The 26,768-nt window shown below is 59.9% G+C and carries 22 protein-coding genes and 2 pseudogenes; 9 read left to right on the top strand and 15 right to left on the bottom strand.

All coding sequences use genetic code 11. The features are described from left to right. Positions 1-10: 10 nt before the first annotated feature. Together CPter91_RS12445 and CPter91_RS12440 are read right to left on the bottom strand one after the other, a co-directional pair. On the bottom strand, positions 11-412 hold the full coding sequence (locus tag CPter91_RS12445) for a hypothetical protein (RefSeq protein ID WP_061940629.1): 402 nt from the start codon (positions 410-412) through the stop codon (positions 11-13). Between the two features lie 63 nt (positions 413-475). Further along, positions 476-1,261: a molybdate ABC transporter substrate-binding protein gene (locus CPter91_RS12440; protein ID WP_236906023.1), complete on the bottom strand. Its 786-nt coding sequence runs from the start codon at positions 1,259-1,261 to the stop codon at positions 476-478. 216 nt (positions 1,262-1,477) lie between these two features. On the opposite strand from CPter91_RS12440, the gene CPter91_RS12435 reads away from it, so the two are divergent. After that, the gene (locus CPter91_RS12435; RefSeq protein ID WP_150119674.1) at positions 1,478-2,203 is read left to right on the top strand and encodes a hypothetical protein; all 726 of its coding nucleotides are present in this window, start codon (positions 1,478-1,480) and stop codon (positions 2,201-2,203) included. 35 nt (positions 2,204-2,238) lie between these two features. Here the strand turns inward: CPter91_RS12435 and CPter91_RS12430 are convergent, their stop codons facing one another. Then, positions 2,239-3,426 (bottom strand): glycerophosphodiester phosphodiesterase family protein, encoded by a 1,188-nt coding sequence (locus CPter91_RS12430; protein ID WP_061940620.1) that lies wholly within the window; start codon positions 3,424-3,426, stop codon positions 2,239-2,241. A 283-nt stretch (positions 3,427-3,709) separates the two neighbouring features. Here CPter91_RS12430 and CPter91_RS12425 point away from each other — a divergent pair, with 283 nt between their 5' ends. Then, positions 3,710-5,296: a porin gene (locus CPter91_RS12425; protein WP_061940617.1), complete on the top strand. Its 1,587-nt coding sequence runs from the start codon at positions 3,710-3,712 to the stop codon at positions 5,294-5,296. Positions 5,297-5,327: 31 nt separating this feature from the next. Here the strand turns inward: CPter91_RS12425 and CPter91_RS12420 are convergent, their stop codons facing one another. Then, a complete protein-coding gene (locus CPter91_RS12420) occupies positions 5,328-6,551 on the bottom strand; it encodes an aspartate aminotransferase type Ic (protein ID WP_061940615.1) in 1,224 nt (407 codons plus the stop codon). 111 nt (positions 6,552-6,662) lie between these two features. Further along, positions 6,663-7,379: pseudogene (locus CPter91_RS12415) on the bottom strand (GNAT family N-acetyltransferase); the annotation flags it as partial. 138 nt (positions 7,380-7,517) lie between these two features. Here CPter91_RS12415 and pdxR point away from each other — a divergent pair. Further along, complete coding sequence (pdxR, locus tag CPter91_RS12410; protein ID WP_061940609.1) at positions 7,518-8,996, top strand: MocR-like pyridoxine biosynthesis transcription factor PdxR; 1,479 nt, start codon at positions 7,518-7,520, stop codon at positions 8,994-8,996. Positions 8,997-9,057: 61 nt separating this feature from the next. Here pdxR and CPter91_RS12405 read toward each other — a convergent pair whose 3' ends face one another. The 6 genes and pseudogenes from CPter91_RS12405 to CPter91_RS12380 form a co-directional block, all read right to left on the bottom strand. Next, positions 9,058-9,801, bottom strand: a complete 744-nt coding sequence (locus CPter91_RS12405; RefSeq protein WP_236906022.1) for an AraC family transcriptional regulator — start codon at positions 9,799-9,801, stop codon at positions 9,058-9,060. 103 nt (positions 9,802-9,904) lie between these two features. Beyond that, a pseudogene (locus CPter91_RS27725) lies at positions 9,905-10,171 on the bottom strand (aldehyde dehydrogenase family protein); the annotation flags it as partial. Between the two features lie 285 nt (positions 10,172-10,456). Continuing rightward, entirely contained in the window at positions 10,457-11,737 is a 1,281-nt protein-coding gene (locus CPter91_RS12395; protein WP_061940601.1) for a TRAP transporter large permease, read from the bottom strand. Next, positions 11,728-12,288: a TRAP transporter small permease gene (locus CPter91_RS12390; RefSeq protein WP_082792802.1), complete on the bottom strand. Its 561-nt coding sequence runs from the start codon at positions 12,286-12,288 to the stop codon at positions 11,728-11,730. The genes CPter91_RS12395 and CPter91_RS12390 overlap by 10 nt, the downstream gene beginning before the upstream one ends. 44 nt (positions 12,289-12,332) lie before the next feature. Continuing rightward, positions 12,333-13,307 carry a TRAP transporter substrate-binding protein gene (locus tag CPter91_RS12385; RefSeq protein WP_061940599.1) on the bottom strand — a complete coding sequence of 325 codons (975 nt, stop codon included), beginning with the start codon at positions 13,305-13,307 and terminating at the stop codon, positions 12,333-12,335. Positions 13,308-13,768: 461 nt separating this feature from the next. Next, positions 13,769-15,328 (bottom strand): MFS transporter, encoded by a 1,560-nt coding sequence (locus CPter91_RS12380; RefSeq protein ID WP_061946174.1) that lies wholly within the window; start codon positions 15,326-15,328, stop codon positions 13,769-13,771. Between the two features lie 175 nt (positions 15,329-15,503). On the opposite strand from CPter91_RS12380, the gene CPter91_RS12375 reads away from it, so the two are divergent. The 4 genes from CPter91_RS12375 to CPter91_RS12360 all read left to right on the top strand — a co-directional run bounded on the left by CPter91_RS12375 (position 15,504) and on the right by CPter91_RS12360 (position 19,249). Continuing rightward, the gene (locus CPter91_RS12375; protein WP_061940597.1) at positions 15,504-16,379 is read left to right on the top strand and encodes a LysR family transcriptional regulator; all 876 of its coding nucleotides are present in this window, start codon (positions 15,504-15,506) and stop codon (positions 16,377-16,379) included. A gap of 90 nt (positions 16,380-16,469) precedes the next feature. Next, entirely contained in the window at positions 16,470-16,664 is a 195-nt protein-coding gene (locus tag CPter91_RS12370; protein ID WP_061940596.1) for a hypothetical protein, read from the top strand. A gap of 326 nt (positions 16,665-16,990) precedes the next feature. Beyond that, positions 16,991-18,811: a phospholipase D-like domain-containing protein gene (locus tag CPter91_RS12365; protein ID WP_061940595.1), complete on the top strand. Its 1,821-nt coding sequence runs from the start codon at positions 16,991-16,993 to the stop codon at positions 18,809-18,811. Between the two features lie 57 nt (positions 18,812-18,868). Beyond that, the gene (locus CPter91_RS12360; protein ID WP_061940594.1) at positions 18,869-19,249 is read left to right on the top strand and encodes a tautomerase family protein; all 381 of its coding nucleotides are present in this window, start codon (positions 18,869-18,871) and stop codon (positions 19,247-19,249) included. Between the two features lie 89 nt (positions 19,250-19,338). Here the strand turns inward: CPter91_RS12360 and CPter91_RS12355 are convergent, their stop codons facing one another. The 3 genes from CPter91_RS12355 to CPter91_RS12340 all read right to left on the bottom strand — a co-directional run bounded on the left by CPter91_RS12355 (position 19,339) and on the right by CPter91_RS12340 (position 23,830). Then, positions 19,339-20,922, bottom strand: coding sequence for a S10 family peptidase (locus tag CPter91_RS12355; protein WP_205631682.1), 1,584 nt, complete (start codon positions 20,920-20,922; stop codon positions 19,339-19,341). 295 nt (positions 20,923-21,217) lie between these two features. Further along, positions 21,218-22,471 carry a hypothetical protein gene (locus CPter91_RS12350; RefSeq protein WP_061940592.1) on the bottom strand — a complete coding sequence of 418 codons (1,254 nt, stop codon included), beginning with the start codon at positions 22,469-22,471 and terminating at the stop codon, positions 21,218-21,220. A 204-nt stretch (positions 22,472-22,675) separates the two neighbouring features. Continuing rightward, positions 22,676-23,830: a tyrosine-type recombinase/integrase gene (locus CPter91_RS12340; protein WP_061940590.1), complete on the bottom strand. Its 1,155-nt coding sequence runs from the start codon at positions 23,828-23,830 to the stop codon at positions 22,676-22,678. A 215-nt stretch (positions 23,831-24,045) separates the two neighbouring features. Here CPter91_RS12340 and CPter91_RS12335 point away from each other — a divergent pair, with 215 nt between their 5' ends. Then, positions 24,046-24,927: a DNA-binding protein gene (locus tag CPter91_RS12335; RefSeq protein ID WP_061940589.1), complete on the top strand. Its 882-nt coding sequence runs from the start codon at positions 24,046-24,048 to the stop codon at positions 24,925-24,927. A gap of 60 nt (positions 24,928-24,987) precedes the next feature. Here the strand turns inward: CPter91_RS12335 and CPter91_RS12330 are convergent, their stop codons facing one another. Continuing rightward, a complete protein-coding gene (locus tag CPter91_RS12330; protein ID WP_061940588.1) occupies positions 24,988-25,977 on the bottom strand; it encodes an alpha/beta fold hydrolase in 990 nt (329 codons plus the stop codon). Between the two features lie 137 nt (positions 25,978-26,114). Between CPter91_RS12330 and CPter91_RS12325 the strand changes: the two genes are divergently transcribed. Further along, the gene (locus CPter91_RS12325) at positions 26,115-26,738 is read left to right on the top strand and encodes a TetR/AcrR family transcriptional regulator (protein ID WP_061940587.1); all 624 of its coding nucleotides are present in this window, start codon (positions 26,115-26,117) and stop codon (positions 26,736-26,738) included. Positions 26,739-26,768 lie beyond the last annotated feature (30 nt).

The raw sequence follows: 26,768 nt of genomic DNA, 5'->3' as shown, positions 1-26,768 counted from the left end.
ATGAGCACGCTTACTGCGCCTTGTCGTGCTCAGCCAGCGCTACCGCCTTATAGTCATAGGAGGGATAGAACTCCGTCCGGTAGCTGCCCCAGGCGGTATCTTCGAGCACGCGGTTGACCTCGCGCAGGCGTGAGGCCGGCAAGCGTAGCGTGATGATCTGGCCGATTCCCATCGTGACATACCAGCTGACTACCTCGACGCCGGCCGGCGGAAATGCCTTGTAAAAACCTTGCTTGGCAAGCTGGGCGTTCAGCTCGCCCAGCGGGCGCGACTGGTCGTGCTTCAAGAACACGGTCAGCAACAGCGCATTGTCCGGCGTCGCCACCGCATTGCCGGCAGCGGGAGCCGCCACCGACTGCGCCATGGCGCTGCTGCCATGGAAAGCCACAGACGCCAGCAATGCGGCGCACATCAATAATGATTTGCATTTTCCTTGCACGACATTCTCCTTGTGGTTTAGCACAATCGATTTGCTCTAAGGCTTGATCGCTTCCATTCCTTTTTCCTGCAGCACGCGTGCCGTTTCAGGGCTTGCCAGCAAACGCAGCAAGGCCTGCGCCGCTACCGCTTGCTTGCTGGCGGCGCTGATGGCTGCGGTGTAGGTGGTGAAATTCTGGATCTCGGCCGGCAAAGGTCCTATCAGCGTCACGCCTTTGACCGCCAGGATTTCACTGATCTGCTGGAAGCCAAGCGTCGCCTCATTGTTCAACAGATGATCGGCCACGTAACCACCCTGCACTTTCACCGTCTTGGGCGCGATGTCATCCGCAATTCCCCATTGCCGGAACAGCTGCGCCATGTAGATGCCGCTGGAGCCGCCCGCAGCGGGATCGATATAGGCAATCGACCTGGCGTTGAGCACAGCCTGCTTGAAACGCGCCACGGTACTGATGTCCGGCAGCGGCGCGCCTGCCAGGACCATCGCCCCAATGCCCACTCGCGCCAGGTTCACTACGCTGGCGGCGCTCACTTTTTGTGCGGCGACCTGTTGTGCGATCAGATCCGGCGTCATGATCACTACGTCAAACGCAGCACCGCCTTCAATGCGACGGGCGATACCGCCGGCGGTATCGTTTTGCAAGATGATCTTGTTGCCGCTGCTGGCTTCGAACTGCGGCGCCATGGCGGCTACGACTTGTTTGTATGCGCCGGAGGTGAGCACGGTCAAGTCGGAGGCCGCCGCCGGCAGCGACAGCGCAAACGCCGCTGCAGTCACGCCGGAAGCAATCCAGTTTTTTATTCCGCCGAGTTCACTTTTCACAATTGATAACAATTCTTGTCTGTAATATAATGATAGCGAGAGTTCAGTCTCGCTGGTTTACCCGTAAATCAGCTTGTAAATTTTATCCGCACTGCGGATATCCTTCGCATCGATATACGCCGCACGTCTCGACAGATGTTCAGCCGCAACGATCGCTCCAGCCCCGTTTTGCCAGCCGTGTCGCCAGCCTACATCTCACTGCTTTAAGGAAATCTTATGAGAAAGCGCTTGCCCCGCCTGTTTCGTACAAGCTCCATGATTGTTGCCGGCCTGCTTACCGCACCTGCACCCACCTCGGCTGTCGACCTCGACCCCGAATTTTCTGCCTCAGAAAACCGCCTCAAAGCCAGGAATGCTTTTGATAGCCTGAACCGCACCAAGGCCAGACGCGCTTTCGACGCCTTGCCGCCAGCTGATCGCGAGAGACTATTATCGTCGCGAATCAGAAAAGCTGCGCCGGCGGCCAAAACCGGGATTTTTCTGCGGGACGAGAGCGATGACTGCCGCAGCATGCCAAGCTATGGCGAGAATAGCGTCGGCTTCCGGATCGGCGTGACGCCGGATGGTTTGAAATTCCGTGGCGGGCCCGGCGAATCGTTGCGGGCGCCGTATTCCTCCATGCGCAAAGACATAGGCTTTTGCGACTTTTCCCGGCATGGCATGACGCCGGCAGCGCGGCCAGATCGCGCCGAACATCTGGACAATTTGCACGGCCGGCATACCCTGCCTCCATTCACAAGCCGTCATTTACCCGCCTCCGCGCTAGGCGAATCGTTACGCAGGCAGCACTATGCCGATGAACAGCAAGCGCATGCGGCCAGCCCGCTGCCGATGCCGGTCATGACAGATACTTATCGTGAAGGCCGCTCAAGCCGGACTCCCCACTTGCCAGGCAGGGTCATCGTTACCACGCCTAGCGGCGGCCTCCGATTCAAGCCGTAGTCGCTACGGCTCGATGCGACTCGCTTGGGAAGGCATTACCTGGCTTGCTTTGCCGCCAGCCATTCGTCCCGCGCCGCCTTGGCGGTCGGGGTGAAGTCGGTAAACACGCCATCCACGCCAAGGTCGAAATAGGCCTTGTATTCGGCCTTCGGATCGCCGTTGTACGTGCGCGTTAAACGCGCCGCTTCGTCGCGGAATGTAAACGGATGCACCAACAAGCCCAGGCGATGGGCATCGGCGATCAGGCTGGTCGGAGCCATGTTGGAGGCATCCGACAGCTTCTTCACGGCGTTGCCGGCAGCATCCACGCCCTGCGGCGGCAGGATGTACAGCTTCCATGGACCGATGCCGTCGGCATAGGTCTTGACTTCGGCCAGGCCTTCAGGCGTCGCCATTGCCGCGAAGGTGCGCGGATCGCCTTTTTGCAGCCAGGAAAAAGGCTTGGCAGTATCAGGTGAGCCGTAAGTCATGACGCCGGTCTTGAAATCCGTGCCGTCGCCATCCATCAATTGCACCACCTTGGTCTTGAGGCCGAGACGGCGCATCAGCTTCAGGCTCTCCGGTTCGAACGACTGCACGAACACCGGGGAATCGTGGTTGTTCCACCCCTCCTTCTCCAGCATCGCGATCAGCTTTTCTTCCAGCGGCACGCCCAGCGCGCGCTGGTAGATCGGATTCTTGGTTTCCGGATAAATCGTCAGCGTGCTCTTGGGATCGGCCGCGCGGGTGGCCTTGGCCAGGTCGATGACTTCCTGCAGCGTCGCCATCGGATACAGGCCGTCGTACTGATGGCTGCGGCCGGCGACCGGCTGCTTGACGCGCAAAGTCTTCAGCTCGGCGGCGGTGAAGTCGCTGATATACCATTCCGGCGCAATCGCTACGCCGTCGACCGTGCGCGATTTTTTGCGCGCGGCGAATTCGGGATGGCTGGCGACGTCGGTGGTGTCGCTCAGGAATGGGTTATGGCAGACGAACAACACGCCATCGCTAGACGACATCAGGTCCATTTCCAACGAATCGGTGCCGGCGGCGATCGCGGCCTGGTAACCGGCAATCACTTCTTCCGGATACAGCCCGGCCAGCCCGCGGTGACCGATGATCAGCGGCGGCTTGCCGTCGAGCGTCTTGAGATTTGCATAATGGCTTGTGCCGGTAGCTGCCGGCTGGCTGGCGCAGCCTGCCACCAGTGCGGTTGCGGCGATCAATGAAGCGGTGTATTTCATATGGCCCCTGCTGGTTGAGATGGGAATTCGTGGTATCCGGATGCAGCTCAGTGCGGATGGTACAGCAAGAGCATTACACATCGATTACGAAACAGGCCTGGCAGCCCCGCCCCTGCCTCTGTGCCGCATGCAAGTGCGGCGAATTAACCACAAAAGCTTTCCATTTCAAACACGACGCCGTCGCTATTTTCCAAAAACTTGAGCCAGGTCAACGCCCTGCAGCTACCGGCGGCAGCACTCTGAATCGTCGTACACAAAATTATTCTATAACGATGGAGACCTCATGATATTCAAATTAAAGCCGCAGCGAGCGGCACTGCTTGCTGCTTTTTCAATCCCCTCGCTCATGTCATGCGGCGCCGCCATGGCCGACCCGGCCACCGACGCCCGTATCGAAGCATTGGAACAACAAGTAAAGTTATTGACCACAAAACTGCAGCAAGTGGCGGACACCGCGGCGCAACCGGTGGCCAAGGAAAGCCCCGCGGATACGGTAGCGGCCATGCCGCAAGCGGTCAGCGACCGCGCCAGGAAATTCTTCGAAGCGATCAAGGATATCGAGTTTTACGGCAACCTGGATGTGTCGGCCGACGGTAGCAGCAAGGGCTTCAAGAGTTCCTATGACGATGTCGGCGGCGCCCGGGTCGTCTCGCCGGTCGGCCACAACGGCTGGCAATCCGATTTATCGACTAACCTGTCCTATGTCGGCATACGCGGCAAGCATCCGTTCAGCGACACCATGTCGCTGGTGTATCAGCTGGAAACGCAGATCGACATTACCGCCACCGCCGGTTCGTCCAACTCCACCAGCGCCCAGGACAGCACGGTCAAAGGCGCGCTGACCTCGCGCAACAGCTACCTCGGCCTGGCCGACAGCCGCTGGGGCGCGCTCAAGCTGGGCAAGACCGACGCCCCGTACAAAACCTCCACCGCGCGCATGAATCCATTCTCCGGCATGTGGGGCGACTACTCGGTCATCATGGGCAATACCGGCGGCGATAACCGGGTCGAGTTCGGCACCCGCCTTGACCATGCGCTCTGGTACGAATCGCCCAAGTGGAACGGATGGAGTTTCAATGCACTGATCTCGCCGGGCCAGAACCGCGGCTATGAAAATTCGATCCAGGCCAGCGGCGAATCCAGCTGCACCGGCGGCAATATTCCCGGCAGCGGCGGCGGCCCTATCGCCTGCAACGACGGCAGTTACGGCAGCGCCTACAGCGCCAATCTGGCCTATGAAAACGGGCCGCTGTATGTGACCGGCGCCTATGAGCTGCATTCCCGCGTGAACCGCACCGGCGACGTCGCCGCCACCCCGCAGGCGCTGGCCAGTCCAACCGGCCTGGATCAGAACGATGTCGGCAACGAGTATGCCTATAAAGTCGGGGTGCAGTACGCCTTCCCCACCAAAACCACGGTCAGCGCCATCTACGAGGTGATGCGCAGGAATATCCCGGCCTACCTGGCGGAACAGAACGAGCGCTCGCGCAACGGTTACTGGCTGGCGCTGACGCAAGATCTGACGGCGAACGACAGCCTGTCGTTCGGCTGGGCCCATGCCAACGCCACGCCCGGCGATCCCGGCCAGCACAATACCAGCCCGCTGGATGGCATCGGCACCAGCAACCCGGACAACGGCGCCAATATGTATACGGTCGCTTACAAGCACAAGATCGACAAGCAGACCACCTGGTACGCGGACTATGCGGTAACCGTCAACCGCCCTCTGGCCCACTATGACCTGGGTGCAGGAGGACGTGGCGTCACCACCGATTGCCACGATGGCCAGACGATCGCATCGGGTGCGCCCAACTGTTACGCGGGCGGGCATGTGCAAGGCGTATCGGCCGGCGTGAACTATAAGTTCTGATCCGGGCCTGGAAGCGGCCGCCTGGGATGGTTTAGCGCGGCCGCTCTTCCAATACCGTTCTCAAGGCCAGCGCAATCCCCTGTGCTGCCTGCGAGATTTCATCCAGCGAGGGGAAGCTCGGGGCGATGCGGATATGCCGGTCCTCCGCATCGCGGCCGTAGGGGAAGGCGGCGCCGGCGGCGGTCAGCGTGATGCCGAGCTCCTTGGCCAGCGCGATGGTGCGTTTGGCGCAGCCAGGCGGCGTCACCAGATCGATGAAATAGCCTCCCAGCGGCCTGGTCCAGCTCACTTCTTCGATGGCGCCCAGATAGCGATCGAACTGCGCCAGCACCGCGTCGAATTTCGGTTTCAGCAAATGCCGGTGACGTTCCATCAGCGCCTCGACATGCGCCCGGTCTTTCAGGAAACGCACATGGCGCAGCTGGTTGATCTTGTCCGGGCCGATGCTACGCACCGAGGTATTGCGCTGCCACCAGGCGATGTTGGCCACGGACGAGGCCAGCGCGGCCAGGCCGGAACCGGCCATGGTGACTTTCGAGGTCGAAGCGAAGACGATGGCGCGATCCGGATTGCCGGCTTGCCGGCAGGCTTCCAGCATGTTGATACTATCGATCTTCTGTTCGCTCAGATGATGCAAGCGGTAGGCATCGTCCCACATCAGCACAAAGTCCGGCGCGGCGGTTTTCATCGCCGCCAGGCGCTGCACCACGGCTGCCGAATAGACGGTGCCGGATGGATTGCTGTATTTGGGCACGCACCACATGCCTTTGATGCTGGCGTCGTTGGCTACCAGCTGTTCAACCAGCACCATGTCCGGACCATCCTCATTCAAGGGCACGTTGATCATCTTGATCCCGAGCGCTTCGCAAATCGAAAAATGGCGATCGTAACCCGGCACCGGGCACAGAAAACTGATCGCTTGCTGGCGGCTCCATGGCGCCTGGCCGCCGATGCCATGTATCAGGCAAAACATGATCGTGTCGTGCATCAAGGCCAGGCTGGCGCTGCCGTCCACCACGATCTGGGCGGCAGGAATTTCCAGCAACTCGGCAAACAGACTGCGCGCCTCGGGCAAGCCGCTGGCAACGCCATAGTTGCGCGCGTCGGCGCCGTCTGCCGCCAGGTAGCCGTCCAGTTGCTGCAGCAGCGCATTGGACAGATCCAGCTGCTCCGGCGCCGGCTTGCCGCGCGACATGTCCAGCTTGAGGCCCCGTTCCCTGAAGGCCTTGAATTGCGCCTGGATATCTTGTGACATTATCTTTCTTCCTGATTGATTAACAAACCATCTGTGCGCCAACCCCGAATTGCCGCGCGGATCGTGGACGCCGTAGAGGCGGTTGTTGTAGCGGACAGATGACTAACCGCCGGCAGCCTGGGTTGTGCGTATCTGCGTCAAGGATAGCCGCTGTAGGCCGTCGGCGTCGAAGTTTTCCGGCGCCAGCCAGGTTTCAAAGGCCGCGCGCAGCGGTGGCCAGTCGCCATCGATGATGGCGAACCAGGCGGTATCGCGGCTGCGCCCCTTGTAGACCACGGCCTGGCGGAATATGCCCTCGAACTGGAAACCGAGGCGCGCGGCTGCCTGGCGTGATGGTGCATTCAGGCTGTCGCATTTCCATTCGTAGCGGCGATAGCCGAGCTCATCGAACACATGTTTCATCAGCAAGTACTGGGCTTCGCTGGAAATCGGGGTGCGCTTCAGCAGTGGCGAAAACGTCACAAACCCGACTTCGATGACGCCGTTGACCGGGTCGATCCGCATCAGCGCCAGGGTGCCGACCGCCTTGCCGCTCTTGCGTTCGATGACCACGTAGTGCAATGGATCGCTGCTGACTGCGGCACGTTCGGCATAGGCACGGTAGGCGTCGGCATCGGCGAAGGGGCCGGTCGACAGATAGGTCCAGTCGCGCTCGTCCGGCGCCTGGCTATAGGCTGCATACAGGTCTGCCGCATGACGCTGCGGATCCAACGCTTCCAGGCGACAGTAACGCCCTTCAATCGGCTGGCGCCGCGGCTGCGCGCGCGGCGTCCAGCCGGGCACCGGGGCGCCGACCGGCTGCTGGTATTGGTTCAAGATACTTGTCATATGCACTTCCTTGGCTGGTCATGCCCGACATGCGCCGGGCCTGTGCTAAAGTACGCGCCTCGTGGCTCTAAAAAAAGATCCACATCATGTATATTTCATGGTGCCACGCAATTTTACCCAAACCCTTCAGACATTCCCATGACCACGGCCTCCTCTGCCCTCATGCCACAGGCCTTGCTGGAAGCGCCGCTGGATAAAGATGTCGCCGCGGCGCCCATGCAACGGCAGTTATACCGGCGCATCAAGGATGCCATCCTGGGCGGCGGCCTGGTGGCCGGCAGCCGGCTGCCGGGTTCGCGTGTGCTGGCCGATGCATTGTCGATTTCACGCAACACCGTCACTGCCGCCTACGACCTGCTGGCCGCCGAAGGCTACGTGCAACCCGATCGCCAGGGCACCAGAGTGGCGGCGCTATCGCGCCCACCACCGGTGCGTGCCACCCCTGCCGCGCCGTCTGCGCCGCTGATCGCGCAGCGCCTGGCGCGCATCCAGCCGAGCGCGCCGCGCACCGCTGCCAGCGTAGTGCTACGCCCGGGGGTCCCGGCATTGTCCCATTTTCCGCTGGCGGCCTGGCGCCGCGCACTTGACCGAGCCCTGCGTCACGCCGGCGCAGCGGCCCTGGGTTATGGCGACCCGCTGGGCGAACCGGCCTTGCGTACCGCCATCGCCCGCCACTTGAGCATGGCCCGCGGCGTGCGCTGCGATCCGGCCCAGGTGATCATCACCGAGGGGGCACAGGAAGCGCTGCTGCTGTGCGTACGTTTATTGAGCAATCCCGGCGATACCGGCTGGGTAGAAGATCCGGGCTATCGCGGGGCCAAGGCCGCGATGCATGCGGGCGACTTGCGCATCGTCCCGATGCGGGTCGATGGCGACGGCCTGGTCGTGACGGAAGATGACTGGAAAACGCGGCCGCCGCGCCTGATCTACACCACGCCCTCGCACCAGTATCCGGCCAGCGCGGTGCTGACCGTGGCGCGCCGCCTGGAGCTGATCGCGCAAGCGCGGCGGCGCCAAGCCTGGATCATCGAAGACGACTACGATAGCGAATTCCGCCATGCCGGCGAATCGATCGGCGCCATGCAGGGGCTGGTGGAGCAAGCGCCGGTGCTGTACGTCGGCACCTTCAGCAAGACCATGTTCCCATCCTTGCGATTGGGTTTCCTGGTGCTGCCGGCCGTGCTGCTGGCGCCGATGCAGATCCCGCTGGAAGAAATGCTGCGTGGCGGCCACCGCTATGAACAGCTGGCGCTGGCGGAGTTTATCGAAAGCGGTCAGTTCAGCCGCCACCTGGGGCGCATGCGGCGCTTGTACCGCGACCGCCAGCAAGCTCTGCGCGACGCCTTGCAGCGCCACTTGCGCCTGCCCCATGCGATCGAAGGCGGCCATTGCGGCTTGCACCTGACCCTGCGCCTGCCGGCCTGTTATCCCGATCGCAAGATCGCCGAAGCGGCGCGGCGCTACGGCATCGCCCCCAGTCCGCTCTCCGGTTTTGCCCTGCATCCCATGGCTGAAGACAATGGCCTGGTGCTGGGATACGGCAATACGCCAGCGGAACTGTTTGAACCCTTGGTCAGGCGGCTTTCGCTGCTGGCCCGCGCAGCCGACATTTCCTAGCCGACTGCGGCGTTAGCCACTTTGGCCGCGAACCGGCGCTATTGATCCAGCTCGTGATACTTCAGGTATTCCATGTCTTGCAATGGCGAGGCCCGAACAGCCTGCGGTATTCCCGGCTGAATTGCGACGGGCTTTCATAGCCCACCTTGAAGGCGACCGTAGCAGCTTCGATGTGGCCGCCCAGGAGCAGCTTGCGCGCTTCCAGCAAGCGTATCTGCTTTTGATATTGCAAAGGGCTCATCACGGTGATGGCCTTGAAACGGTGATGCAGATTGGACACGCTCATGCTGACAGCCTTCGCCAGTTTCTCGATCTGCATCGGTTCGGCGTAGTTGGTCTTGATCCAGTGAATGGCCTGGTTGACGCCCTTTTCCTGATGATGAGCCAGCACGGTCTGGCCCAACAGGCCGCCATCCTTGGCGCTGATCAGGCGATACAGGATTTCCTGCTTGACCAGCGGCGCCAGCGCGGCCATGTCGCGCGGCTTCTTCAATAGCCTTGCCAGCCGCAAGAAGGCGTCCTGTAGCTCAGTGTCCGCAGCTTCTATATAAGCAGCGGCGCGCGGCGCCGAGTTTTTGGGAACCGTCAGCTTGTGTTCAATGATCTGGGCTGCGATTTCCCTGGGATCCAGGGTAATCCTGATGCCCAGATAGGGCTCGGCAAGCGAGGTTTCCGAAACCTGACCGGAAACCGGCATGTCGATCGCGGACAGCACATAGCTGCCGCGTCCGTAGTGCGAGATCTGGCTGCCGATCAGAACTTCCTTCCTTCCTTGCAGCACCAGGCACATGGAAGGTTCCAGCATGCCTCTGGTGAGTTCGGTCGGACGGGTAAAGCGGATGAAGGAGAGATACGGCAGCGCGCTGGGTGCTAGCCTTGCCGATCCGCAGCGGACCGCCGTATTCTTCAATCATGACCTCCAGCAGTTCCTCCGAGCGCGCCGCCACCGCGTCGTGCAGACGCTGCAGATAAGTCATGCGCTGCTCTTTGCTGCTGCGCGAAAAGCTTGGGTAGGCGGCTTTTGCCGCGGCAATCGCGGCTTGCGCATCCTGCTCGTCCGCCAGCGTGACCCGGGCGATCGGCGCCCCGGTCGAGGGATTGACGAGTTCCAGCACTTCCTTGCCGTGCGGTTTAACGAAGCTGCCGTTGATATAAATGTGGTCTACCGTTTTCATGGGATCTCCGTTGATGAGTGAAAAGCATGGGTTCATCATAGGTAGGAGGCCGAAAAACGGGGTAGCTCAATGCTGTGCGAGGATTGCCTGATCCTGCCGAAATGGCAGAATCCCTGGCGCTGGGTGCCCATTGCCTGAAAGACAATAGGCATCTAGGTTCAGGGCGCAATCCTTTACCGCACGCCGCTATGGGCAGCCTGGCATCGCGTCAATCTGCGGCCACTGGCGGCGACTTTCCGCGAGACCCTGCTGCAGGGCGTTTGAGTTTGTAATGGACTAGATGGGCTAGTTCAGCAACGCCGGGATCCACAGCGAAAATCCCGGCACAAAGGTCACCAGCAGCAAGGTAAACAGCAGCGCCAGGTAAAACGGCCAGATGGTGCGCATGATCTGCCCCATGCGGATGCCACCGATGGTGCAGCCGATGATCTGCGCCGCGCCGATCGGCGGTGCGTTCAACCCCAGCGAGCAGTTAATCAGCAGCATCATGCCGAACTGCACCGGTCCCATGCCGAAATGCTCGCAGATGGGCAGGAAAATCGGCGTGCAGATCAGGATGTGGGCGGCCATGTCGAGGAAAGTGCCGAATAGCAGCAAGGCCAGGTTGATCAGCAGAAAAATCACGATCGGGTTGCTGCTCACCGCCATCAGCGCTGCGCCCACTGTATCGGCCACGCTGTACAGGCTGATCAGATAGCCGAATGCGGAGGAAATGCTGATCAGCATCAGGATCACGCCGGTAGTCTTGACCGACTTGACTGCCGCCTTCAGGAAATCCTCCCAGCTCAGGCTGCGGTACACCAGCGTGGTCAGCAGCAACGCGTAAAACACTGCAATGGCAGCCGATTCGGTGGCGGTAAAGATGCCGGAAGTGATGCCGGCGATGATGATCACCACCACCATCAGCCCTGGCACGGCGCGCAGGACGCTATGCAACGCCACTCGCCAGCCGAGGAAAGTGCCGGCCGGATAGCCGCGGTGCACTGCCACCAGGTAGGCCACGGTCAGGTTGGCCAGGGTCAGGATGGCGGCCGGCAGCAGCCCGGCCAGGATCAGGGTGGTGATGGAGACGCCGCCGCCGGCCACCAGGGCATAGATGATGATGTTGTGCGACGTCGGCATCAGCACCCCGACCAGTGAGGAATGGGTGGTGACGTTGACGGCATAGTCGGTGTCGTAGTTCTCGCGCTTCATCATCGGGATCATGACCGCGCCCATGGCCGAGATATCCGCCACCGGCGAACCGGAAACCCCGCCGAACAAGGTACAGGCCAGCACATTGGTCATGCCCAGGCCGCCGCGGATATGGCCGACCACGCCGCGCGCACACTGGATGATGCGGTCGGCGATGCCGCCGTACAGCATCAGTTCGCCGGCAAAGATGAAAAATGGAATGGTGAGGAAGGAAAACACGCTCATGCCGGCAATCATGCGCTGGAAGATCACGGCTACCGGCAAGCCTTCATAGCAGATGGTGGCAATCGCCGACAGGCCGATGGAAAACGAAATGGGTACGCCCAGCAGCAGCAATACCAGGAAACTGACGGACAGGAGAGTCAATGCCATGATGGGACGACCTTCGTATGCTGGAGTAAGGCGATGATGTGCTCAACCGAGAACAGCACGATCAGGCAGCCGGAGAGTATCAGCGGCCAGTAGGTCAGCCCCTGGGACAGACCGAGGTTGGGGATCATGTAGTCCATGATCTGACGCCCCAGGATCCAGCCGTTCCAGATCATCAGCAGGGCAAACACGATGACCAGCAAATGGATGCCGATCTTCAGGACTACCCTCGCCTTGGCCGGCAAGGCGCCGGTGAGCAGTTCAACGCCCATGTGGCGGTCGTCGCGCACGCAGACGGCGACGCCGATATTGGTCACATACAGCACCATCAGCAAGGCGAAAGCCTCGGTCCACGAGGGACTGTTATTGAGCACATAGCGGCCGAAGATCTGGCCGAATACGGCCAGCGCAATCAGGATCAGGCCGGCAACCGCCAGCCGCATGCACATCAGGGATAGCCAGGCGTTGCATCGAGTGAGGAAGGTAAACGGCGGCAGCAAGGCGGTCGCCCGCTTGCCGTCAATGGCATCTACTGCAGTATTGACATCGTTCATGAGCGGTTCCTGGAGGATTCCGGAGGGAGTGTCGGCGCGGCGCCCTATTGCGTGTCCTGAATCCGCTTAAGCAGATCTTTCATGTTCGGCGAAGTGACAAACTTGGCATAGACCGGCGCCATGCTGGCCTGGAACTCAGCTTTATTGGCCGCGGCGATGTGTACCCCCGCCTTTTCAACCAGGGCGCGCGAGGAAATTTCCTTCTCGTCCCACAGCTTGCGCATGTAAGGCACGGAGGCTTTGGCGGTTTGCCGTATCATTTTCTGGTCGTCGGCCGACAGCTTGTCGTAGATCACTTTCGACATCAACAGTATTTCCGGCGTCATGTCGTGCTCGTCGAGCAGCACGTAAGGGGCGATTTCGAAGTGATGGGCGGTCTGGTAAGTCGGCCAGTTGTTTTCGGCGCCGTCGACGATGCCGCTCTTGATGCCGGTGTAGACCTCGGAGGTCGCCATCGGCGTCGCATTGGCATGCAGCGCCTGCAGCATCGCCACCGACAGTTCGGACTGCGGCACGCGGATCTTCATGCCCTTCAGGTCAGCCAGGTTCCTGACCAGCTTCTTGGTATAGAAAAAGCGCGCGCCGGAGTCGTAGAACGCCAGGCCGACCAGGCCGTGGGCCTCGCAGGAACGCAGGATTTCATCGCCTATCGGGCCATCCAGCACATGCCGCATATGTTCCTTGCTGCGGAACACGAACGGCAAGGAAGGCAGCATGGTTTCCGGACAGATGGCGTTGAGCACGCTGGCATGGGTGCGGGTGAATTCAATCGCCCCTAGCTTGACCTGCTCGACAGTATCCGGTTCGTTGCCCAACTGGCTGTTGGGATACACCTTGATGCTGTACTTGCCCTGGCTGCGCTGCTTCATCAGGTCGGACATGTAGTTGACCGCAGCTACGGTCGGGTAATCGGCGGGCTGGACATCGGCGTCGCGGAATTCCCTGGCGTGGGCAGGCGCGGCGCTCAGCGTCAGCGAGGCCACGCAGGCAGCGCACAGCATGGATAGGGCTTGCTTCATCAATCTGTCTCCTGGTTTTTATGTATGCACATGCGCTCAGTGACCCATGGCAAATGTGATACGTTATCGTACAACGTTAATTTCAATGACGCAATATTTTAAATAGCCATTGCGTTCAATTGAATACGCTGATCCAAGAGAAATCGATACTATCAAGAGAAAGCCGCTTGAAGAAATAAGACGAATATTTACTTGTAGGACATCATATAACAATAACGACCAACCTTGATCTTGAAAAAACCTCTGCCCACTATCCTGGTTATTGCCGCACCCCTGCTCTGGATGCGTCCCGGCATGCCTGGCATCTGTACGATAGGCTCTGAAATTGCAACAAATTCTCAAGTAAAATATTTAAAGTAAAATATAAACTAAATTATATAAATACATAAATTCAATTATTTATAATGTATTTATTACAAATCACATTAAATTTACAAGCCTGTCTGAAGTCAAGCTCGCGATTACGCGATTTCCTTGATCTTCCTGTTCGCTGCATACTGCACTGCCCTCTCCGGCCCAAAAACCACGAAGCTGGCAACCGCCAGAATGCAGACCCCGATCCCGCCATACAGCATGACGAGGCCGAAGCCATGCACCAGCGCGGCATGTACGATCGCCCCGGAAGCATCAAGGGAAACCAGCTCTGGAAACCCTTGCCGGAGCGAGGCGAAATTGCCGGAGGCGATCTTTTCGGCCAAAGCACGCAGGCGCAAGCCATCCAACTCCCCCGGAATGGCGCTCCTCAGGTAAGACAGGATGCCCTCCAGCAGGATGAAGCCCATCAGCGCGATATTCACGGCCAGAGAAATCAGCCTGGCGCTCATGTCGATGCCGGAAGCCATGCCGGCACGTGCCGCCGGCACCGAGCCGGTAGTGGTGTTGGTCACCGGCGTGTTGGTCAGGCCCAGCCCGATGCCGGCCAGCAGCGATCCGGGCAGCATGGTCAGCCAGCTGGCATGCGCGGCGCTGCTGCCGTATTTCATCAGGATGAAACCGGCGCCTATGGTCGACAAGCCGCAAGGAATCACCAGCCGCGGCTGGTAGCGCAGCGAAAGGCGTTCCGCCAACGGCGGAATGACCAGGGTCGGCAGCGTATAAGCCAGCAAGGAGGCGCCGGCTGCCACGATATCGTAGCCCAGACCGCTCTGGAAATAGATGGGCAGATAGATCATGAAAGGCCAGAAGCTGAAATTCATGCCGATCGAACCGAGAATGGCGCCGGAAAAATTGCGTATCCTGAAGACGGAAAAATCGAACATCGGATAAGGCTGGCGCTTTTCCACCCAGATGAAAATCACGAAGCCGGCGGCTGCCGCGGCGATGATGCCGAGCGCCGCCTTGCTGGCAAACCCCAGGTCCGGCCCTTGTGTAATGAAATAGGTCAAACCGAATACCGATAGCGACAAGGTGACGATACCCAGGACATCCAGCTTTTTTGCCTGCGGATCGCTGGATTCCGCAACGCTGCCAAGCACCAGCAGCAAAGTCAGGACAGCAAGCGGAACATGCACCAGGAATACCCAGTGCCAGTTCGACAGTACCACGATCATGCCGCCGATGATGGGGCCGAAGCCAAGGCCGATGCCGAACACCACGCCCCATATGGCAAACGCTTTGCTGCGCGCCCTGCCGTCCTGGAACTGGTGCGACAGCACGGCAATCTGACAGATCAGCATGGCGCCGCCGCTCATGCCCTGCAGGAAGCGGCTGGCGATCAATAGCGAGGCGTCTTGTGCCAGGCCGCAAATCAGGGAGGTAATGCCGAACAGGGCCAGGCTGATGATGAAAATGCGCCTGCGGCCGTAGCGGTCGGCCAGGGTGCCGGCCGCCATCAATACCGTGGTGCAGGCAATGGTGTAGGCATTCATGATCCATTGCAGCTCCTTGAAGCCGGCGTGCAATACCTGTTCCAAGGTCGGCAGGATCACCGGCACGCTGGAAATTTCCAGGCCGAACATCAGCGCAGTCAGGCAGACTGCCGCCAGTGCGATTCTGTTTTTACTGATTTGAGAGAGCGTCATGTCGATATTTCCTGTCTGGTTTTCACGAATGGCCGGAGTCGGCTCGGCCAGACCCGGATTGCGCGGGTGCGCCGCGCGAGGTTTGGCAACAGGAAACATTGTGGGCGGATTTAGCCTATGATAGAAATGATTTAATTTTGCGTCATTCATTACAAACCATCATTTATCGACCGCCATGGATTTCGACCCCACACTGTTGCGCGCGTTCGTCGCCGTCAAGGAAACCGGCGGCTTTACCCGCGCCGCGCAGCAGCTGCACCTGACCCAGTCCGCCATCAGCCACCAGATCCGCCGGCTGGAGGAACAGGCCGGACGCCCGCTCCTGCACCGCACCACCCGCAAGCTCACCCTCACCGACGACGGCGAGGATTTCCTGCGTTATGCCGAACAGATCCTGCAGGCGCAAGACGCCATGGTGCGACGTTTCCAGCCGTCGCCGGTGTGCGGCGCGGTGCGCTTCGGCGTGCCCGAGAATTTCATGGGTGAACGGCTGCCTCCGCTGCTGTGCCAGTTCGCCCGCGCCTTCCCAGCCATCAGGCTGGACGTCAACGTCAGCATGAATCTCGACCTGCGGGCGATGATCGACGCCGGCGAGCTCGACCTGGCGGTAGTGATATCGGTACCCCGAAGCGAACGCGGCACGGTGGTCCGGCGCACCAGGCTGGTGTGGGTGGCGGCAGACATATTCACACTACCGCCTGATGCCTCGGTACCGCTGGCCTTCTTTCCTGCGCCCTGCGTGTATCGCCATGCCGGCGTTACCGCACTAGAGCAGACCACTGTCAAATGGCATGTAGTGTTTACCTCGCCGAGCCAGCAAGGCCTGCGCGCCGCGGTGCTGGGCGGACTGGCGATTACCGTGCTGACCAGCGACGACCTGGAACCAGGCATGAAAATCGTCGATGGCCAATACGGCTTGCCGCTCTTGCCCAGCGCCGATTTTTCATTGATCTGGAGCGACGGCGGCAAGACGTTGGCAGCCTGCGAATTCGGCCAACTGATCCTCGACATGCCAGAACAGTCCTCGTTGCCCCTGCTCAGGAGCGCCTAGCCTGTATCGCCGCGCAAATCTGGCGGGCGTTTGAAACACCGGAGAGTTGATGCTAGGATAGCTGCTCGCCTGTCCTGTTTGGAGAGAAGCATGAGTAATGCAGATCGAAATATCAATGAGGCGCTGCGCCTGCACGACCTCGCCAAAGACAGATATTTTGCAGCAATTTCCAGTGAGCAACGAGACCCTGAGGTTGCCAGAAAATTACGGCTCGATATGGATGCCTCGCTCAAGCATTTTGTGGATGCGACCAACGAAGCTGAGTCGCCTGACCCTCAAGACTGAACTGGCGGGCTGCAGATATCAGCAACAGATAAGCAAAAGATAAGCAAAGAGCAGCAATGCTTGCATCCCTCACCGCGATGCCTGCCTGACACCTTCGGAACGCCAACCGCCGTTCCCGACATCCTGCCCATACTGGATTGGCTAGGAAAACATTTCCGCATACCAGCCATTTCCAATTCAACAAGTCATTGCACGGTAACAATTCCTCGTTAGTATTTTCCAATGCTTTTTGCATTGCGCGGGAGGCAGCGCGCAGGAACACAGCATCATTCACATGCTGTTTCGGCGCCCGTTGCGCAGGCGCTCAATTGAACCGGGGAGTCGCAATGGCGTCTGTCACAGAGCAATCGAAGCTGCTGTCCGTTACCGCCCACATCGGGGATTGCAAGACCCTGCTGGCATTCAATCTTCTCGACTCTCAAAGCGCGGTCAACTTGGCCGGCTTCACCATCCAGTGCCAGCCCAAGGGCCTGGCGCCCTATTACCTTTACAACACGCTGCAATTCGAAACCCCCGCCAGCCATGTGCAGGATCCGCAAGAACCGTCGAATTCAAGCGTGAACGCGCCGGTGCACAAGTTCCGCTGGCTGCATGTGCCTGGCTCCAACCACCAGGGCACCGATCCGTTTTTCGGCGAATACACTTACACCGTTACCCCGCGCTATTTCGATGACAAGCAGTCGCTGATCGCCATCGACCCGGCCCAAGGCGTCGCCGTCAGCGTCTACGTCGGACCGTTTACCAAGAACAAGTTCAAGCTCGGTTTCACCCGCGGTTATACGCAGTCGCAGGCATTCAGCCACAATTTCGGCGTCAATGCCCTGATCCGCCCCAAGAGCGACGAGCTGCTGTTCGACACCGCGCAGGTCTCCGGCAGCAATCCTGCCGGCGCACAGTACACCTTTGCAGATGAATACGCCTGGCTCGGACTGACTGCCCGCGCGCAGATTTTTGCGCTGCTCAACGAAGTGCTGCAGGATCCGGCGCAATATCTCGACGTCTTTGCCTACGACCTCAACGAACCGGATATCTGCAAGATCCTGCTGGAGCTGGCCAGCCAGGGCCGGGTACGCATCATCCTCGACAACGCCGCGCTTCATCATTCCGCCAGCAAGCCGCTGCCGGAAGACCAGTTCGAGACGCAGTTCCGGGCGGTCGCCAAGAGCCCGGCCGCTATCCTGCGCGGCCATTTCAAGCGCTACGCCCATGACAAGGTCTTCATCAGTTTCAACAAGGACACCGCGCTCAAGGTGCTGACCGGCTCGACCAACTTCTCCGTCACTGGCCTGTACGTCAACTCCAACCATGTGCTGGTATTCGACGATCCTGCGGTCGCCGCGGAATACGGGCAGTTGTTCGAGACGATATGGCAAGGCGGCGTCAAGCTCACGCCCTACCTGCAATCGCCATTTTCCTCAGCCACTTTCTCGATAGCGCAGGGCGACTCTCCCGCAACCGACATTACTTTCGCCCCGCATTCAGCCGAATTCGTTACTAAGAATCTCGGCGATATCGCGGCCCGCATCCAGCAGGAGGGAACGAAATCAGCCAAGCAGGCAAGCGTGCTGTTCGCCGTGATGGAAATCGACAATGGCACCAGTCCGGTCTACGCCGCCCTGAAGAACCTGCATGCCGATGAAAATATTTTCAGCTACGGCATTTCGGACAGCAACAGCGGTATTTCCCTGTATGCGCCGGGCAAGAAAACCGGCGTGCTGGTGACCGGGAAACCCGGCAAAGCGATTCTGCCGCCGCCTTTCGACCAGGTCCGCACCATTGCCGGCATCGGCCATCAGATCCATCACAAGTTCGTAGTATGCGACTTTAACGGCAACGCCCCAGTGGTGTTCTGCGGATCATCCAATCTTGCCGTCGGCGGCGAGCAGGCCAATGGCGACAACCTGCTGGCGATCTACGACGGCGACATCGCCACCGTGTTCGCGATCGAGGCCGTGGGCCTGGTCGACCATTTCCAGTTCCTCGACCGCATGGCTAGCGCAGCGGCGCCGGCACCCGTTAAAATGCCAGTGTCCAAGCAGCAAGCTGCGGTGGCCGCGGGCTGGTTCCTGTCGACCACGGATAACTGGGCCAAGCCCTATTTCGACCCCGGCGACTTCCACTACACCGACCGTCTGCTGTTTGCCTGAGGAGAGGTTGAACCGTAGCGGCATGACCGGGACCAGCAACCTTTTCAAGGAGTCCGCATGCCGCTCGTCACCATCACTGTCCGCAAACCGAAATCCGCCGAATTCAAGGCCGGCGTCCTTGACGCCGTACACGCCGCCTTGCTGTCGTCCGGGGTGCCGGCAACCGACAAATTCCAGCGCGTCATCGAGCTTGACCCCGAAGACTTCCGCTACGATCCCGGCTATCCGGACCTGAAATCGGCCCGCACCGAAAATTTTGTCCTGATCGAAATCCTCTGGTCGGTCGGCCGCAGCGTCAAGGTCAAGCGCAAGCTGCTGGAAGAACTGATGGCCACCTTGTCCGGACAAGGCTTGAACACCGAAGAAGTGATGGTGTGCTTCAAGGAAACTAGCTGGGAAAACTGGTCGTTCGGCGGCGGCCGCCTGATTCACGCGTAAGTGCTCAAGAAGCGGCCGCTGCGCTTGCCGGAGCTGGCAACTACCCTGACCAGCTCCGCGTTTCCTGTTCTCCGGCGCTCAGGACCGTCTCAAGATGCGCCGAACAAGGTCCTGGCATCAGCTTTGAATGCTGCCGCGCTGGCGCCACGGCTATAGAACATGTGGCCGCCCGGATAAACCGCCAGCTTCACTCGCCGTTCCTGGCCGAAGGCAGGCATCTGGTCCAGGATCAAGCGCGAAGTAAAGAATGGGCAGGATAAATCGTTATAGCCGTGCGCAATCAGCACGCGCATCTTGGCGTCGTTGGCAATCGCCTTGCGCAATTCGGCCACCGGCTTGTCGTCGGGTGAGCCGCGGTCCCAGAGCTTATTGACGTTGGACGACAGCGCCTCGTAGTGGGTATCGGTTTTCCAGCCCACCTCGCGCGTGACAAAATCGACCATGGCGCTGGTGGTGGGTGCGATCAGCGCTTCCAGGATAGGGTCGCCGGACTGACGGTCGCTGGAGCTGGGGAACGGGTCCCACGCGGTGACATTGGAATCGTAGATGCTGCCGATTTTCTTCTCGGCCCGATGCGCTTCGCGCAGATAGGTATTGGCATCGACGCGGCCATCCAGCTTGGAGACCAGCGCCGGATCGAGGCCAGTGTAAGCGGAGACTTTCTGCACGATGCGGCCAACGGCATTGGGGTCGGAACGGCCGGCCAGGAAATCGGTGACGAACTGCGAGCGCACATAGGATTCGACATCATTCATGGCAGCCGCGCTCAGCTTGCCCTGGCGCTCCAGGTTACCGGCCGTCATGGACGGCAGATTGATCATCCACGGCAATGGCGACAAAGCATCGCCGTCGCCGACGGCGGCCGGGTCAAGATAAGGCGACACCATCACCAGGCCGCTCACGCCCACCCCCATTTCCGTCTGCAGCGCATAGGCGATGCGCGGCGCCCGGTAGCCGCCGTAGCTCTCTCCGACTACATATTTAGGGGCGCGCAGGCGGCCATGCTTGACCAGCCAATCGTAGACCACGCGCGACAGGTATTTAATATCGGCGTCGGTCGAATAGAAATCCTTCTTGGTCGTGTCTTCATCTTCCAACGAACGCGAAAAACCGGTGCCGACCGGATCGATGAATACCAGGTCGCTCATGTCTAGCCAGGTATTCGGATTGTCCTGGGTCACGGCGCTGTCCGACGGCGCATCGCCGGCGGTCCCGAACGGCACGCGCTTGGGGCCGATGGCGCCCATGTTCAGATACACCGAAGACGCGCCAGGCCCGCCGTTAAAGGCAAAGGTGACCGGCCGGCTGACCGCGCCGCCAGGAATCGTGTAGGACGTGTAGACAACTTCGGCGATCTTCTTGCCCTTGGCGTTACGCACCGGAATCAGGCCCACCGTAGCCTCATAGGTGATGGTCTTGCCGCCGCTGCGGATACTCTGGGATATGGTCTTGTCGGCGGGCAGCGGCAGCAGCTCGCTTTCGTCTTTCTTGTCGACGCCGGCCTTGGCATCCGGCTTGCTGTCCGACTTCGCTTCCGGCTTTCCATCCGCGGCGTGGACCACCGCCGCCGGCGCCACCGCCAAAACGGCGGCCAGGGTCATGGCTGCGGCGCCACAGCCGGCGCGCCGCAATGGCATGGTCATGCAAGAAAAAATGCGAAGCTGCTCAATCATAAGGCGTCTCGAATTGAAAATTTTCAAAGGGAAATGACCGTCAGGCCGGACAGCCGCCACCACGTCTTCTGGTTCTGACGATGGCGGGCGCGCCGGCGGCAATCCGTGTCTGGAATTTTTTGCAAATATCGAATGCATTTGCAATGGAGAGCAATCCTACACGCTTATCCAGGCGAGCATGAAGCCACACGTGCGGATTTTTGGCGTAGCGGACGGCGGCAATGTGCACCCTGATTGTCAAGCGCCAGGGCGGCGACTCTGGCCTCAATCAGGGTTCGATGCGACGCGCCGGCTCTTAGCGGCCGGCGGCCTGGCTGGCCTTAATGTTGCGCCGGTTCTTGACCCACAGGAAACGCGAAAACTGGTCGATCCTGCCGCTGGCCTTGCCGATTGTAAAATCCGCGCCGACCATGTTTTGATACTGTTGCGGCAAAAATTCTGCCAGCAACAGATAGCCGCTTCTCACCGTGGTGGTCGGTGCGCTGTTGCCGGCGCCGTCGCTGCCGTTGATTCTGCCGGCATAGTCCTGCGGCCCGCGCGTCACCACATCCACGAAGGTATTGGCGAACCTGGTCATCTGGATGTCGGTAATGGCATAGCGCCCAGTCGCATAGGCGCGGTAGAAGCCGGCGATGTCGAGGCTGCCGTGGTTGTTGTCTTCACCGCTCTTGTCGGGCAAGGCATAGCCCCAGTCGTAGACATCGCTGCCCTTCTTACTTTTATACGAGGTCACGCCAGTCGCAAAAAAGGAAGCGATGCTGGCGCCGACGATGGCGTTGTATCTGTTGGCGCGGGCGGGATCGTCGCCCAGGATTTCGTGGCAGGCAGCCAGGTTCTGCAGGGCGTAGTTGAACATCATCTGCTGGTTCCATGGCACCGGCAGGCCGGACTTGTAGGGCGAGGCGGCGGAAAAATAGTACAGATTATTGCGCGTCAGGTTGAGCAGCGATTTGAAAATGTGCTGGTCCAGGCTGTAGTCCGCCTCCGTCACGTATTTTTTTGCCCGGCTGTAGTAGTCGGCGCCATAGTTTTTCGGATCGCCGCTGCCCACCTTCAGGTGCCAGATCGCCGGCGTCGCCAGGATCAGCCTGGCGCAGTAAGCCAGGTGCCCGACCGGGTCGCCCTGCTCGCCGCCGGTGCCGATCGGCGTGCTGCTGACATCGTTGGGCCAGACCGGATCTATCCTGCCGGTCCAGATCTTGTGTTGGCCGACCGGCGCCGGCGCCAGGTCGTTGCGCTCGGACAGGACGCTGTCGCAAAACACCAGCATCTTGTCGAGGATGGCGCGGTCGCCATTGATTTCATAGACCAGCCCCATCGCCTTGGTCTGTTCGCCGCTGCCGCCCTGAGCCCACTGGTTGCCGATATTGTCGCTGGCCGGCGTCAGCGTCTGGATATACCCTTTGAAGGAATTGATTTCCTTGCTGGTGACAGGACCGCTGAAACTTTCGACCACCATGCCCGCGCTGGCCGCCGGATTGGCCGCTTGCGCGATGGCAGGAAGGATTGCGGCGCAGGCGAGCAGGCCGGACAGCATGTTTTTCAGCATCGATTTGTTCTCCGATAGTCAGTCTGGAACAGTGCAAAGCCGGCCATGCGCCCGCTGCCGCTGTCGAACTGGAGTTGGCTTGAGCTACCCGTAATGAGCTCGGCTCGATTGATATTTCCATAAAACAACATTATAACAATATAAATATTGTCATTGAGAATTTCATCGATACGGCTAATTGGTTTAGTCCGCTGCTCCCGCCGTTCAAGGCTTGCGGGCAAGCGATCCGATCAATTCATCGTGCCGCTCCTTATCGCTTTTATGCAGATAGATCGCGGTGGTCGAGATGTTGGCGTGCCCTGCCGTATCCTGCAGCACCTTCAGCGAGACTTCGTTATTGGCGTGCATGGTCAGCATGGTGTGCCGCAGCCAGTGCGCGGATGCCTGGCGCAAGGACAATGCGCTGTCCAAGTCGCCGGCCGCATCCGCCAGGATTGCAGCGGCGGCAAACAAGGACTTCATGGCATTGGAGGCAGCCTCGTCCGTGATTGCAGCCAGCGCTTGGCCGCGGCTGGCCAGCGCCAGCGGCGTGGCATCGTCGCGCGCCGCATGGGCCGGCAATCCGAACGCCATGCGATATTCACGAAACGCCGCCAGCATCTCCGGCGCCACCGGCAGCCGGCGCGGCTTGGCGCCCTTGCCGATCACATCGAGCCACCAGCGCCCGTCTCCTTCGGTGTACATCGCCCCCATTCTGGCGCCGGTCAACTCGGACAGCCTGGCGCCGGTAGTGATATAGCCCAGCAACAGAAATCGGTCGCGCGCCCTGGCTTTTGTTTTCGCCTGGGTGGTTGCCGGCAGCGCATCCAGCGCGGTATAGACATGGGCAATCGCCTGCATGCTCAGGTAGCGCGTGACGCGCGCATTGCGCGCCGTCCTGACATTCTTGACCAAGGCGCCGGCGTTGCGCCGCAAATAGCCCGCATCCTTGGCAAATTCCAGCAAGGCTTTCACCACACGGAAGGCCTGGCGCATGCTGGGTTCGGACAACGCTCCGGAAAACGGCCGCCAGCGCGGATCGTCGCGCGGCCACTTGGTGGCGGAGACCCAGGTCTCTTCCGGTTGCGGATCCTTCAGGAAAGCCTTGTAGGCGATCAGGTCTTCGATATGCAACTGGTACAGCATCTTGCCGTGATGCTGGCACCACAGCAAGAAACGCCCCAGATCCTTTTTGCTGCTCTTGATCGAGTTTTCCGACAGTTCGCTACTGTAAAGAAAGGCGCGCGCCAGTTCAGAGTCCGAGCGTGCCGCCACTAGCGGTTCCGCCTCTGCACCGCCCGTGAACAGATCCATGTTCAGCGCGGTAGCGGTAGCGTTTCTGTCCGGCGGCTCCAGATCTATCAGTGCGAAATGGTCCATGACGGTATTGAAGCCAGATATAAGGAAATAAAGCGGGAATATTCCCGGGAAATACCGAGAATATCACGGCATTCAATCTAATCGAGATTATTAACGTAATCTCGATTAGATATGCTGATACGTAATTGTAGTTACTTTTTATTTGCGTAATTTATATTACTTTATTTGAATAATTTAGTAAAATTGCAGCATTTAGTGCCTTTTGAGGGAAAAATATGTCCGAACGCCAGAATCTCAGCTGGACCGCCTGCGATACGCTTGCCGCGCAAGGCAAAAAGCCCTCCATCGGCCTGGTGCGGGAATGGACGATTGCCACCACCGGCGCCAAAAAAGGATCCGACGGCGATGTGCAGAAAGACATCAACGATTGGTATGCCGACCTGCTCAAGCTGAAACGGGATAAAGGCGTCGCCGGGCTGCCGGATGCCGTGGCCACCCTCACCCGCGAACTGTGGCGCTTCGCCGTGGAGTCGGCCAACGACGGCCTCGCCGCCGAGCGCACCGCGCTGGCCGCAGAAAAAGCCGAAGCGGAAAAACTGATCGACCTGGCGCAGGAAGACACCCTCGCCGCCATCGAGATCGCCAATGAGCTGAAGGGAAAGCTCACCATCGCCAACGCCACCCTGCTGGGCCGCGATGAGCAGATCAAACGGCTGGAACAGACATTGATCGAGCAGCGCGCCACGCTGCAGGCAAAAGACGAACGCATCGCCGGCCTGGGCGGCGAACTCAGCCGCAAAGCCGAGGAACATGCGGCCGGCCTGGCGGAACTGGATGGACTGCGCAAGCACAGCCTGCTGGAAATCGAACGGGCACGCGCTGAATCCCGGCAATGGAAAGCCGAATTCACGCGCGTCGAGACTGAAAGCAAGGCTGCCGCACATGCCTATCGCGAAAAAATATCCACGCTCGACAGCGAACTGTCGGGCGCAAAGGGCCGCCTGGGCGCCGTCGAAGAATCCCTGGCGGCAGCGAACAAGCGCACTGAAATTGTCGAGGCTGGCTTGTCTGCTGCGAAACCGGAAAACAGCATCGTCAGGCAGCGCTTCGCCAGTGCCAAGAAACCTGGCGCAGGCAAGCTTATCCGGCGGCGCTGATTTTGCAAATCATGGTTTTCAGATAGAAGCCGTGCTCTTGGCGACGTTGATCACCAACGATCACGCCAGCCCCTGGGCAAGGACGCGCAAGATGATCGCACGCGCCTGCCGGCCTTCTGGCGTCGGCATCCCTGCATAATTGTGCGGCTGGCCTCGCCGCAAATGAAGTTCGACCGGCACCCCCGCTGCACGCGCCTTTGCGGCCAGATCGACGCTGTCGGGATAAAGCAGATCATGCGTGCCGGAGAATACGGTCATCGGCGCCAAACCATGAAAATCGCCGTTCAGCGGGCTGACATACGGATGGGCGAGACCCAGGTCGCCGGCATATATTCGCCCCGCTTCGACGATACCGGGAATATCCTGCAGCGGATCGCGCGCAGCGATCTCGATCTGCTCCGCGCGGCTCACAGAAGCCTCCAGCCCCGGCGAAATCAGCACCAGTCCGTCCGGTTGCCGATAGCCGGCATCTCTTAGCCATTGAGCCGCCGCCAGCCCCAGATTGGCGCCCGCCGAATTGCCGATCACCGTGACCTTGGCAGGCCCGGCATCTTCCAGCAGCTTGCGCAACAACTCACCTGTGGCCGGCACAACATCCTTCGCGATAGCGCCGGGAGCCAGCGGAAATATGGGAACCACGCAACGGATACCCGCATGGCGGTTCAAGTAAGCGACGAAACGCCAATGGGCGCGAACGATCTCGTTGATAAATCCGCCGCCGTGCAGGAATAGCACATAGTTGCCGATGTCTGGATGCGCAAACGGTGCCGTGTGATACACCGGCCATCCCGCCGCGCTCTTGGTTAACCTCACCTCGACGTCGCGGCCCAAGCCCGTCGGTTCATGTGAGGCCGGCCGCAATGCCAATCTGCGCACGTGCTCTTGTACGGCAGCGACGGACGCCAGCCTCTTCTTGATAGGTAGCAGCCGCAGCAGGCCATTGAAGCAGCGACTCTGCCAGCTCGGCCCGGCACCATCGGGCAGCAAGTCCTGCCAAGACTCCCTATTCTCTCCAAGCTGCTGTGCTGGTGATATTTTTCCTACGCTCATGGCTACATCCTCCTGGTGTGCGAGTTCGGCTTTGCCTGGTCATTTCGGCGAGCAGCAACGCCTGTACGTTCGTCACCGCCTGTGGATATAATACGAGCGATGACTCGTATTTTATACTCGTGTTTGGAGCGCCGGGAATGGCACGCAAGCCACTGACGAAACCCAGGAAACATGCCTCTCAGGAGAGATCGCGCGCGACAGTCGACGCCCTTGTTGAGGCAACCGCTCGCATTTTGGTGAAGGAAGGTTTCGACAAGGCCAGCACCAACCGGATCGCTGAAGTGGCGGGCGTGAGCGTCGGCTCGCTGTACCAGTATTACCCAGGCAAAGAGGCACTCGTGGCCGCCGTCATCGAGCGTCATAACCAGGAAATCATGCAGCTTGTCCGTGGCGCACTGGCGGAGGTAGCTGCCCAGCCGCTTGAAAAGGCAGTGCGCAGGATGGTTGCCGCAGCGATCGAGGCGCATCGCATCGACCCCAAGCTGCATCGCGTCCTTGCAGAACAGATCCCGCGCACCGGCAGCCTTGAGAATGTAGAAGCCTTCAATCGCGAAGCCCATGTCCTCTTCAGGACTTATCTAGAAGCTCACAGCGCCGAAGTCCGCGTGACCGACCTGGGACTTGCAACCTATGTCTGCGTGACATCAATAGAGGCCTTGGCCCACACCGCGGTTTTGCACCACTCTGCAATATTCTCGGATGAAATGGCGGAAAGGCTGATCGACGAGACCACGCGCCTGGTGGTCGGATATCTGCAATAAACTGCCTGGAACGGCCCTTGCACTAACATC

It is taken from the genome of Collimonas pratensis (assembly GCF_001584185.1).
Taxonomy (GTDB): Bacteria; Pseudomonadota; Gammaproteobacteria; order Burkholderiales; family Burkholderiaceae_D; genus Collimonas; species Collimonas pratensis.
The sequence above is the reverse complement of the archived record's forward strand: the minus strand, read 5'-3'. Positions and strand labels throughout refer to the sequence as shown.